This window comes from Chryseobacterium tongliaonense (assembly GCF_041224435.1).
In the GTDB taxonomy this organism is placed as follows: Bacteria; Bacteroidota; Bacteroidia; order Flavobacteriales; family Weeksellaceae; genus Chryseobacterium; species Chryseobacterium tongliaoense.
In genome coordinates, this window is the sequence record NZ_JBGFFD010000002.1 from 642200 (window position 1) to 654365 (window position 12166).

General features: G+C 37.9%; 10 protein-coding genes. 7 read left to right on the forward strand and 3 right to left on the reverse strand.

Annotated elements, in window-relative coordinates; all coding sequences use genetic code 11:
• Positions 1–394 precede the first annotated feature (394 nt).
• The 4 genes from AB8P06_RS07055 (at position 395) to AB8P06_RS07070 (ending at position 5813) form a co-directional block, all read left to right on the forward strand.
• Positions 395–2203: a S8 family serine peptidase gene (locus tag AB8P06_RS07055; protein WP_369839821.1), complete on the forward strand. Its 1809-nt coding sequence runs from the start codon at positions 395–397 to the stop codon at positions 2201–2203.
• The gene (locus AB8P06_RS07060) at positions 2184–2534 is read left to right on the forward strand and encodes a T9SS type A sorting domain-containing protein (RefSeq protein WP_369839823.1); all 351 of its coding nucleotides are present in this window, start codon (positions 2184–2186) and stop codon (positions 2532–2534) included. The genes AB8P06_RS07055 and AB8P06_RS07060 overlap by 20 nt, the downstream gene beginning before the upstream one ends.
• A 77-nt stretch (positions 2535–2611) precedes the next feature.
• Positions 2612–4684 carry an alpha-ketoacid dehydrogenase subunit alpha/beta gene (locus tag AB8P06_RS07065; RefSeq protein ID WP_369839826.1) on the forward strand — a complete coding sequence of 691 codons (2073 nt, stop codon included), beginning with the start codon at positions 2612–2614 and terminating at the stop codon, positions 4682–4684.
• Positions 4685–4781: 97 nt separating this feature from the next.
• Complete coding sequence (locus tag AB8P06_RS07070) at positions 4782–5813, forward strand: bestrophin family protein (protein WP_369839829.1); 1032 nt, start codon at positions 4782–4784, stop codon at positions 5811–5813.
• A gap of 9 nt (positions 5814–5822) precedes the next feature.
• Here the strand turns inward: AB8P06_RS07070 and AB8P06_RS07075 are convergent, their stop codons facing one another.
• Complete coding sequence (locus AB8P06_RS07075; RefSeq protein ID WP_369839832.1) at positions 5823–6281, reverse strand: Lrp/AsnC family transcriptional regulator; 459 nt, start codon at positions 6279–6281, stop codon at positions 5823–5825.
• Positions 6282–6435: 154 nt separating this feature from the next.
• On the opposite strand from AB8P06_RS07075, the gene AB8P06_RS07080 reads away from it, so the two are divergent.
• Positions 6436–7662, forward strand: a complete 1227-nt coding sequence (locus tag AB8P06_RS07080) for an aminotransferase class I/II-fold pyridoxal phosphate-dependent enzyme (RefSeq protein WP_369839835.1) — start codon at positions 6436–6438, stop codon at positions 7660–7662.
• 153 nt (positions 7663–7815) lie between these two features.
• Here the strand turns inward: AB8P06_RS07080 and AB8P06_RS07085 are convergent, their stop codons facing one another.
• Positions 7816–8820 carry a glycosyltransferase family 2 protein gene (locus tag AB8P06_RS07085; protein WP_369839838.1) on the reverse strand — a complete coding sequence of 335 codons (1005 nt, stop codon included), beginning with the start codon at positions 8818–8820 and terminating at the stop codon, positions 7816–7818.
• A 191-nt stretch (positions 8821–9011) separates the two neighbouring features.
• On the opposite strand from AB8P06_RS07085, the gene AB8P06_RS07090 reads away from it, so the two are divergent.
• Complete coding sequence (locus tag AB8P06_RS07090; RefSeq protein WP_369839841.1) at positions 9012–10025, forward strand: SDR family NAD(P)-dependent oxidoreductase; 1014 nt, start codon at positions 9012–9014, stop codon at positions 10023–10025.
• A 43-nt stretch (positions 10026–10068) separates the two neighbouring features.
• Positions 10069–10875 carry a helix-turn-helix domain-containing protein gene (locus tag AB8P06_RS07095; RefSeq protein WP_369840059.1) on the forward strand — a complete coding sequence of 269 codons (807 nt, stop codon included), beginning with the start codon at positions 10069–10071 and terminating at the stop codon, positions 10873–10875.
• 56 nt (positions 10876–10931) lie between these two features.
• Here the strand turns inward: AB8P06_RS07095 and AB8P06_RS07100 are convergent, their stop codons facing one another.
• On the reverse strand, positions 10932–12092 hold the full coding sequence (locus AB8P06_RS07100; protein WP_369839844.1) for a THUMP domain-containing class I SAM-dependent RNA methyltransferase: 1161 nt from the start codon (positions 12090–12092) through the stop codon (positions 10932–10934).
• Positions 12093–12166: the final 74 nt, after the last annotated feature.

The window sequence follows — 12166 nt, forward strand, 5'->3', positions numbered from 1 at the left end:
AAACAAATTAATTACAACAAACAATACACATTATTGAAATTTTAACAAATTAAACCTTGTAAGATTTGTTACTTTTTTTAGATTTGTTTCGTAAACAAAAAATAAAACATGAAAAAAATATTTATCTCTTATCGGTTTGACTGACTGTTCGTAGTAAATAATGGCTACAAGCAAGATAAAATTGATTCTATCAGACAAATTAAACATAATATAATATTTTTTTCAAGTATAAAAAACAACAAAATTTTAAAATGGATTTAAAATAAAAACCAACTTAATAAAACAACTTTAAATTTTAAACCAATCATCTAGTTTACAATATGTTACATAAAAACAGGTATAAATTATCTATATATTTGAGTTACTAAGTTTAAAAAATAAAATAACAAAACCTATGAAGAAAATTTTTATTTCGGCCGGCACTTTGGCCATTTTAAGTTTAAGTGCACAAAGCAACCAGGACTTAATGAAAAAGTTTGAGAAGCAGAGAATTGAGAACAACGAAAAGTTTGATGCCTACGTTTCCAAAACCTATGGAGCAAAAAGATCAGCTGAAGCTCAAAAAGAAATTGAAGAAAAAAGAAGCAAGCTTTCAGGATTTACTCCGGATGGCAACCCCCTTTTCTTGGAGGCTGCTGATCTGAAGCAGGTAAAAAACTCAAATGCCGATTTCTTACAAAACGGTACGATAAGTGGCCTGACTGGCTCTTTTAATGGAGAGAATATTAAATTCACAGTCTTTGATGGGGGTAGAGCTTTTGCAGGACACACTGTTTTTGATAATGCTCCTAACAGGGTTACCAACAAAGAGGCTGCCACCGGTACCACCGAAAATTACAGTTCGCATGCCACAGGGGTAACCGGCTTTATCGGGGCAAAAAGTCTGGCAACTAATTTAACATTCAATGGAGCTACTGTGGCTGTCGACCTTAAAGGTGTAGCATCTAACAGCACATTCGACAATTATTCATGTCAAAACACCGTCTTACCAGGAGGCTCTCTGGAAAGCACCGTATATCAAAAAATAATTATTGCCGCACCAAAAATCTCCAATCATTCATATAGTTCGATAGCAGGTTGGACGTTGTACAAGTTGCCAAGTAACGGACAACAAATATTACTATATAATGGAAATTATGCAGCCGGAGTAAATAAGGATTTGAATGGTACATATTATACAAGTGATCAGAATTATGATCAGATTGTATATGCCAATCCTTCTTATGTTATCGTAAAATCTTCAGGTAATTCGGCTGCGACAGGACCTACAGGGCCTGTGGCTAGTGGAAGCCAACTGCCAAAGTATTATGTTGACAGCAACAATGCTTTTGTACAGTTTGCATCAACGGATGTTTTACCTTTGGACAACTGCAAATCAGGGTATGATTGCATCGCCCATGGTTCTGTTGCTAAAAATATAATCGTCGTAGGCGCTACTGATATTATTGCTACCAATGACAATAGATATACAGCTTCTACTGATGTTGTACGTTCCTATTATAGCAGCGCAGGGCCAAGAGATGACGGTGGCATCAAACCGGATATCTCGACAACAGGAACGCAGGTTGCCTATGCAACAACTGCAGAAAACACTACTGGAAGCCAGCAAGCAGGTATAGACAGTGGCACCTCTTTTTCCGCACCTGTCGTAACAGGTATTATAGGCCTATGGATGCAGGTTTACAAGCAATTATTCCCTGCTCTTGAGCTTAATGCTGCAGCTGCAAAAACTTTAACAGTACATTCAGCTCTGGAAGCAGGAAATGTAGGCCCTGATGCATGGTATGGGTGGGGCTATATCAATGCAAAAAAAGGAGCGGAATTGCTGGTAGGAAAATCCAACAATACGATTATATTCAATGATGAAACTCTAAATAACAGCATTGTTAATAAGAAGATCGTAAAAGCATCCGGAACAGAGCCTCTTAAAGTAACCATAGCCTGGACAGATCCCGCTGCTGTACCTCTCGCATCAACATGGAATGAAGCCAGTAACAACAGAACTTCAAGACTGGTCAATGATCTGGATCTGAGAATCATAGACACTACAGACAACACCATCTATTATCCGTGGAAGCTTGATGCCAACAGCCCGCAGAATCCTGCAACCAAAGCAGATAATACAGTTGACAATGTAGAGCAGGTAGTCATTGATGCGCCTGTCGCAGGAAGAGATTACAGAATTGAAATCTCAAATAAATAAAGGAAACCTTGTTAATGATGCAGGCGCCGGTGCACCTCAAAACTATTCTATTTTAGTAACAGGTTACAGCGAAGTTTTAGGAACAAATGAAGCCGGAAAAACAAATGAAATCATTATTTCTCCAACGATCATCAAAGACTTCGTTAATGTATTAAAGGCTCCTAAAAAATCAACATACAGTTTATATGACCTGTCTGGCAAAAAATTACAGGCCGGATCTATCAGCAGTGATAAAAAGGAAATAGACCTTTCAACGTATGCCAACGGAATTTATATTCTTGAGGTTAAAACAGACAAAGAAGTTATTTCTAAAAAGCTTATAAAGGAATAATAACCTTTATATGATACATTTTTCGCAAAATACTAACGCTTGTTAGTATTTTGTTTTTTTATGTATCTTTGCTTTCTATGGAAAATACACTTCACGAAAAAGTTTCTCAGGATATTTTACTTAAGGCTTACAACCACATGATGCTGGCCAAAGCAATGGCAGATATCTATGAAGAAAACAGAAATATCTGTAAATATGTTCATAGCACATCAAGAGGGCACGAAGCCATTCAGTTGGCAACAGCTTATCAACTGAAAAAAGAAGACTGGGTTTCTCCATATTACCGGGACGAAAGTATTCTGTTGGGAATAGGATTTGAACCTTACCAATTGATGTTACAGTTGCTGGCAAAAGCTGACGATCCTTTTTCAGGAGGCAGATCTTATTATTCTCACCCTTCGAGCAGAGATGAAAACAAGCCAAAAATCATTCATCAGAGCTCTGCAACAGGGATGCAGACCATTCCGACTGCAGGTGTTGCACAGGGTATAAAATATATTCAGGATTTTAATTTACAGCAATTTGAAAACAATCCGGTTGTCATCTGCAGCCTTGGAGATAATTCTGTAACAGAAGGTGAAGTGAGTGAAGCACTTCAGTTTTCAGCCTTACATCAGCTACCCATTATTTTCCTTGTACAGGATAATGAATGGGGTATTTCCGTAACGAAAGAAGAAGCCAGAACCTGTGATGCCTACGATTTTGTAGCCGGATTTACCGGTTTAAGCAGAATGAGAGTAGACGGAACGGATTTCGTTGAAAGTTTTGAAGTGATGAAAAAAGCCGTAGATTTTGTACGAACTGAAAGAAAACCATTAGTGGTATGTGCAAAAACTGTTTTGATCGGTCACCATACTTCAGGAGTAAGAAGAGAATTCTACAGAGATGAAGAAGATTTAACAAAACACAGAGCAAAAGATCCGGGAGAAATCCTTAGAAACCAGTTGCTTGAATTCGGAGTTGATGAAGAACTATTAAAACAGATCACGAAAAAAGCCCGTTTAGAAGCTGAAGAAGCTTTTGAAAGAGCTAAAAATGCGGAAGATCCGAAACCGGAAACGGTGATGCAACATATTTTCGCTCCTACTCCGATTACTGAGGAAACAGGAACACGCGAACCTGCAGGCGGAGAAAAAATCGTAATGGTAGACGCCGCTATCCATGCCATTCAGGAATTGATGTGGAAACACCCTGAAGCTTTACTTTATGGCCAGGATGTCGGAGAAAGAATCGGTGGAGTTTTCCGTGAAACGGTGACTTTAGGTAAAAAATTCGGCAGCAAGAGAGTTTTCAATACAGCAATTCAGGAAGCTTATATCATCGGTTCCACAACAGGGATGAGTGCCGTTGGTTTGAAACCCATTGTCGAAGTACAGTTTGCAGATTATATTTATCCGGGAATCAACCAGCTAATCACGGAAATTTCAAAATCAAACTATTTAAGCCAGGGAAAATTCCCTGTAAGCAATATTATCCGTGTTCCGATCGGAGCTTACGGAGGCGGAGGACCTTATCACAGTGGCAGTGTGGAAAGTATTTTGGCCAATATTAAAGGGATTAAAATCGCTTATCCAAGTAACGCCGCAGATTTTAAAGGTTTATTAAAAGCCGCTTATTATGATCCGAATCCGGTGATTATGCTGGAGCATAAAGGCCTTTACTGGAGCAAAGTTCCGGGAACCGAAGATGCAAAAACCATAGAACCGGCAGAAGATTACATTTTACCTTTCGGAAAAGGAAAAGTGATCATTGAAGCTGATAAAGATGAAACTGAAAAAGGAAGGACTTTATTGGTCGTAACTTACGGAATGGGTGTTTACTGGGCTAAAGAAGCTGCGAAAAATTTTAACGGAAGAGTTGAAGTAATCGACCTGAGAACTTTGATTCCTCTTGATGAAGAGCTGGTTTTCGAAAGGGTAAAAGCTCACGGGAAATGTATCGTTCTGACGGAAGAACAGCTTAATAATTCATTTGCAGAAGCTTTTGCACACAGAATTTCCAAAAACTGTTTCAGATATCTTGATGCCCCGGTAGAAACAATGGGATCTCTGGATACTCCGGCTGTTCCGATCAATCTGGTACTGGAAAAAGAAATGCTTCCGAACGCTGAGAAACTCAGTAAAAAAATTGATGAGCTATTAAAATATTAATTCAGATAAAACTTTAAACCTCTAAAATAATTTTAGAGGTTTTTTTGTGCATTTTTTATTATTTTTAATAAACTTGCACTAAACTTTAAACGCACTTATGATCACGACGAAATATTTCAATTACAGACAGGTTCTCAACTTATCCGGCACTCATCTGATCTGGATTTCGATCTGGTGTACATTGATCGCTGCCCTTTTCTACTTTTTCAACTGGCATTGGATGACGATTCCCTGGGTTCCGGTAGCGTTGATCGGTACCGCAGAAGCTTTTTTGGTTGGTTTTAAAAACAACCAGGCTTATGACAGGCTTTGGGAAGCGAGAAAAATATGGGGTGGAATTGTCAATTCAAGCCGGTCATTAGGTTCCATGGTGTATGCTTTTAATACTGATAATGAAGAAGTAGGCACTTTTGATCTGGAAGACCGTAGAAAAAAAATCGTTTACCGTCATATTGCGTGGCTGTATGCTTTTCGTGAACAGCTTTTAGTACCTACCGAATGGGAGCACATCAGCGCAGAGGAAGAACATTATCATCATATTAATCAAAGAAGGAACAGACTGATCAAAGCCGGGTTTCCGGATTATGGCAGAACTCCGATTTTTCTTAACAAATATCTTTCTGAAGAAGAAGCCGATCTGCAATCTGATTACAAAAATTTTGCAACGTATCTTATTTCAAAACAGGCAAAAGATGTAAATGAGCTGAAAAACATTGGGGCTATTTCAGACTTCAACCAAATGCAATTACAAACGTGTCTGAATGAATTTTACGGTTTTCAGGGACAGGCAGAAAGAATTAAAAAATTTCCGTCACCAAGACAGTTTGCAAGTACAGCATTTATTTTCAATGTCCTTTTTATTATGCTGCTTCCTCTGGGTTTGGTCAATGAATTTGCAAAACTCGGTGATTGGGGTATCTGGACTTCTATTCCTTTCTGCATCATCATCGGCTGGATTTACATCATTATGGAACTGGTAGGAGATTATTCGGAAAATCCGTTTGCGGGGCTTATGTTTGATGTTCCGATGCTTTCTATCTGTCGGAGTATTGAAATCGATTTATTACAAATGGCGGGAGAAACCGATCTGCCGGATCCTATTTCTTCTAAAAACGGAGTATTGGTTTAATCTTCAGCTTTACAAAACAATCGCCGTTGTATTTTTCACCTCAGAGATCATAAAAGAGCTGTGAGTACTTGCAATATGCTGTAAAGTCGTGAGTTTTGATAACATAAAATTCCGGTAATCTTCCATGTCTTTTACCCCGATTTTTAAAATGTAATCGTAATCACCACTTACATGGAAACATTCCGTAACTTCATGGAGATTCATGATTTCACGTTCAAACTGAAGTACATATTCTTTTTTGTGCTGCGTTAATTTCACATGGCATAAAACGATAAAATCCCTGTTCACTTTATGTTTATCCAGCAAGGCAACATATTTTGAAATAACGCCTGCATTCTCAAGCTTTTTAATTCTTTCATAAACTGCCGTTACAGATAAACCCAGCTTGTAAGACAGCTCTTTGGTGGTTTGTTTAGAATCTTCCTGCAAAAAAAGAAGCAGTTTCTTATCCGTTTCATCAAAGTTCATAGATATTTTTTTGGTAAAAGTTTACAATAACCAAATATACTAAACATTTTTTCGGTTATAATAAACAATAATAGATTTATATTCTCATATTTTAAAATATCATTGTAATAATTGTGGAATTAATTCAAATTTAGACGAACAAAATCTAAGATTTATGAAAGACTTTAATGCAGCCAATGAAATACAGGATTTACAATATTTCGGTGAATTCGGTGGAGTAAACCCATCTATTTCAGACAGTTCCACCTATACTTTTCTTTCTGCAAAAACCATGTTTGATACTTTTGAGGGCAATGCAGACGGATGTTATTTATATTCCAGACATTCATCTCCTATGAACCTGTATCTTTCACAGGCTCTGGCGAAACTGGAAAACACAGAAACAGCCAACGTTACTGCATCCGGAATGGGTGCCATTACTTCTGTTCTAATGCAGGTTTGTAAAAGCGGTGACCATATTATTTCCAGCAGAACCATTTACGGCGGAACTTATGCTTTCCTGAAAAACTTTCTTCCTCCGTTCAACATCAATACCACTTTCGTAGATATAAATAATTTTGAGTCTGTTGAAAACTCCATACAGCCCAACACAAAAGTTATTTATTGTGAAAGTGTAAGTAATCCGCTTCTGGAAGTTGCTGATTTGAGAAGACTTTCAGAAATCTGTAAGAAACACAATTTACAGCTGATCGTAGACAATACGTTTTCCCCGCTTTCCATCTCTCCGAAGCTTTTGGGAGCTGACGTTGTTATCCACAGCTTAACGAAATTCATCAACGGAAGCAGCGATACGGTAGGCGGTGTTTACTGCGGAAGCCAGGAATTTATTAATGATACCAAAAACGTTAATACCGGAGCGTGCATGTTGCTGGGACCAACAATGGACAGTATGCGTTCGGCAAGCATTCTGAAAAACCTGAGAACACTTCACATCAGAATCAAACAGCACAGCCACAATGCTATGTATCTGGCCCAGAAGTTTGAGGAAGACGGTTTGCGCGTAGTGTATCCCGGATTAAAATCCCACAGAAACCACGAGCTGATGAAAAGCATGATGCATGAAGAATACGGGTTTGGCGGGTTACTGACTTTAGATGCCGGAACAACAGAAAAGGCTAATGAATTGATGGAAATGATGCAGCAGGAAAACCTTGGATATCTGGCGGTAAGCTTAGGATTTTATAAAACTTTATTCTCGTGTTCGGGAAGCTCAACTTCTTCGGAAATTCCGGAAGAAGAACGGGCTGCCATGGGAATTTCCGACGGACTGATCAGGTTTTCAATAGGCCTGGACCATGACATCGAAAGGACCTATCAAAAAATGAAAGAATGTATGGAAAAAGTCGGCGTTCTTAACCATGAAAGCATATCCATATCCTAATTTTTTATCATTGTTTATAAATGCTGTTGAAATTTCGACAGCATTTATTTTTATCACTAAGGTCATGAAAAAATTCGGCTTAGCTATGGAAAATCAAGCAAAACAAACTTAATATTCTTAACAGCTTAACTGATCTTAATGGTTTAATAAAGATTATTTTTTATGAAAATGCTTCGGAAACGCATCTTCCGGCTTCATTCTGAAAATATTCAGCAGAATCCATGATTTTAAAAACCCGTAACCGTAGGAAAACATCTGAATATAAGTGGAAATCACTGCCATTGCTGCAATACTTATATTTTTAGTCACGATCAGGGCATGGAAAAGGACCATAAAAGTATACAATCCATAAAAAGCCAGGATAATTCCTCTTCCTAAAAAGAAATATTCGATAAAGCCTAAAATATAGCCCAGCAGGAATAAAGTAGGGAATGCAAAAGAAATCTTAACGTAATTCGGATGCCTCTGATTAAGAATCGGCCTTGCACAGCCAAACTGAAATACCTGTTTTGAGAATTTCCCGAAATCCACCCTACGCTTATGATAAACTGCAATATCATCAAAAAAAGCAGTGGTAAAACCATTTTCCCAAAGCGTCATTGATAAATCCGGGTCCTCACCTATTCTCATCTCTGAAAATCCGCCTACCTTATCAAAAACAGCTTTTTTCACGCCCATATTAAAACTTCTCGGCTGAAACTTTGAAACCGATTTTTTACTGCCTCTGATTCCTCCTGTTGTAAAAACCGAGGTCATGGAATACGAGATTGCTTTCTGCATGAGATTAAAGCCTTTATGGGCCTTATCTGCACCTCCGAAAGCATCACAGGGAATCTCTGCAATATCTTTTTTAATATGTTCAATATAATCTTTCTCTACGATGACATCGCTGTCGACAAAAACCAGCCATTCGTTTTCTGCTCTTGCAGCACCGTAATTCCTTGTGAGGCCGGGTCCGGAATTCTCTTTTCTGAAATATCTGATATTCAGAAAACTTTCAAAATTATGTATGGTCGGTTTCAGATCGATCAGAGAACCATCATCTACGATAATAATTTCAAAATCTTTATCGGTTTGTTGGGTGAGTGAAGTAAGTAGCTCGAAAAGCTCATCCTTTCGGTTAAAAATAGCAACGATGATGGAAATTGTAGGCTTCAAATCTGAAAATTTTTCAAAATTACTTATTCATAAGCAACCCTCAAACTGTTTGCCATAGTTTATTCAATAAATTTCAATTCACCTTATAAAAAACAACAATTGAAATTTTAAACAAAGTAATTTGACATTCTCAACAAAATCATCAAATCTTATCTGTTCTAATTTTGTCTCAACAAATTAAAGTTTTAAAAATGAATACTTATCAGAAAAATGTACAGCACCCTATCGGATCAGGTTTTAATGCTTTCTCTACCGCTCAGGAAGTAATCGCGGGAATTGATCTTACCGGAAAAACGATCATCATTACAGGTGGTTATGCAGGAATCGGTTTAGAAACAACAAAAACACTGGTTGCAGCCGGTGCGAGAGTGATTGTTCCCGCCCGTGATATTGAAAAGGCAAGAAAAAATTTAGCAGGAATTGATCATATCGAGCTTGAACCGCTGGATTTAATGGATCCCGGATCTATTGATGCTTTTGCAGAAAAATTTATCGCTTCAGGCCGGAAACTTGACTTGCTGATCAATAATGCAGGAATCATGTGGGTTCCTTTACGAAGAGACCACAGAGGTATCGAATCTCAGCTGGCAACAAATTACCTGGGTCAATTTCAGCTCACGGCAAGGCTTTGGCCGGCTTTGAAAAGAGCTAACGGAGCAAGGGTAATCAATGTATCATCATATGGTCATCAGATGTCACCTTTTGATTTTGAAGATCCTAATTTTGAGCATCGTGAATACCAGACGTTATTAGGATACGGACAATCAAAAACCGCATGCAACCTTTTTGCTGTTGAGCTGGATAACAGGGGAAAAGAATTTAACGTAAGGGCTTATTCTTTACATCCGGGATCTGTTTATGGAACCGATCTGGGAAGAGATGAACCTATTGATCTGTTCATTCAGATGGGAACCCATGATGAAAACGGAAAAATAAAGCCTGAAGTTGAGGCTAAATTAAAAACCCTTCCCCAAGGTGCTGCCACGACCATATGGTGTGCTACAAGTCCTTTGCTTGATGATATTGGCGGTGTATATTGCGAAAATTGTGATATCGCAGAAATCGATCACGGCCAGATCGAACACCGATATGATGATCCGTCAACGATAAAAGGCGTTCAGCTTTATTCTCTGGATCAGGAAAATGCCGGACGTTTATGGAAATTAAGTGAAGAAATGACAGGAATAACGTTCAATGTTGAATAAATGTTTTTAAATGAATAATTTTGTTCGTGAAAACTATAAGCAAATGGATTTTCATATCAAATATATCACACCGGATATTAAACTTTCCACTTATGATGACAAACTGTTTAAAACAGAAACGGTTTTCGAATACCATATGCTGGTCTGGTTTATATCCGGTGAGACGAAAATCATCCAGGCTGACCGATCATACATCTTTCAGGCAGGTGATATTTTTTTGATTCCGAGAAATCATCTGGCAACGATAATCAATTACCCGAAGGACGGACTTCCGCATAAAGCCGTAGTAATGCACCTTACCACGGAACGTCTTAAAGACTTTTATTCCAATATCGATGCGCAACCCAAAAACGTCAGAAAGGAAGCCAGGATTCACAGTTTTGACAGTCATCCTTTATTGGAAAGCTGCATGGCTTCATTAATTCCTTATTTTGATATGAAAGAACCTTTTCCTGAAAGCATTGCTTCACTGAAAATCAGGGAAGCCATCAGTATTATCAGGGAAATTAATAAAAATATTGATGCGGTGCTGGCCGATTTTGAAGAGCCCGGAAAGATTGATCTCATCCATTTTATGGAGAAAAATTATATGTTTAATATGTCTTTGGAAAGATTCGGATATTTAACAGGCAGAAGCCTCTCTACATTTAACCGGGATTTCAGAAAAGCTTTTCAGGAAACACCTCAGCGATGGCTTACCCAAAAACGCCTTGAACTGGCCTATTATCATCTCACTGAAAAGAATAAAAAACCAACGGATGTTTTTATGGAAGTGGGTTTTGAGGATCTGTCACACTTTTCTTATGCTTTTAAAAAGCAATATGGATATGCGCCGTCGGGGGTGAAGTAACCTAAAACTGATTAAATCTGAATACAGGCTTCGGTTCCCGAAGCCTGCTTTTCTTATTAATTTTCGAGCTTATGAACTTTTTTCGTTCCCTCGTACATTTCGTATTGTAAAAACCGGGTTTCCAGCTTTCCGTTGAAAAGTTTGATTTTTCTTGAAGGGCGAAGGCCAATTTTCTTTACAGCTTCCAGATCGGAAGAAATCAGCCATGCCAAAGTATTTGGATAATGGGTTTTGAAAGTATCTCCAATTTTTTTGTAGAAATCATCATCACTGATAGAGATTCTTTCGTCATATGGCGGATTGAAAACCATTAGTAAAGGGAAAAGCTCTTTTTTGGAATCAAAGAAATTCTGTTTTTTCACTTCGATCACATCTTCCATTTCTGCAGATTCAATATTGATTCTTGCTGCATTCAGCATTCTCGCATCGATATCGTATCCTACGATTTTCCCGGTAAATTCTTTGATCCTGTTTACTCTTACCTCTTTGATCTTGTTAAATAATTCCGCATCATAATTTTTCCAGTTCTGGAAAGCAAATCTTTTTCTGAAAAGCTGTGCAGGAAGATCCATCGCAATCATCGCCGCTTCTATTAAAAGTGTTCCGGAACCGCACATCGGATCAAGGAAATTCCCTTTTCCGTCCCAACCTGCAAGCTGAAGCATTCCACTTGCGAGAACTTCATTAATAGGAGCCTCACCCTGTTCTTTTCTGTAACCTCTTTTAAATAAAGGATCTCCGGAAGAATCTAGGGAAATCGTCACCAACTCTCTGTCGATATGAAGATGGAATTTAATATCCGGGCTTTTAGGCTCTACATTCGGACGTTTTTTAAACTTCTCCTGAAAATAATCCACAATAGCGTCTTTCATTTTCAGTGTTACAAACTGTGAATGTTTAAACGTTTCAGAATTTACGGTTGAATCAATTGCAAATGACTGGTCAACATCCATAAACTGTTCCCATTCCACTTTAAAAAGCCTGTCATAAAACTGATGCTGGTTAAAAGCTTTAAATTCAAAAACAGGAATTAAAATTTTTAAAGCAGTTCTTGCAGAATAATTAATTTTATAAAGGAAGCCAAGATCGCCTTCACAGTTTACGGCGCGGTTTTTCACTTCAACGTTACGTCCGCCCAATTTTTTGATTTCTTCTGCCAGGATAGGCTCCAGTCCGAAGAATGTCTTTATCTGAATTTTTAGATTTTCTGTGTCCATAATATTACAATTAAAAGATTTAATGATTTAAAAACTAAAAGATTAGGGGTTCAATTCTTAAATTAATTGAATCT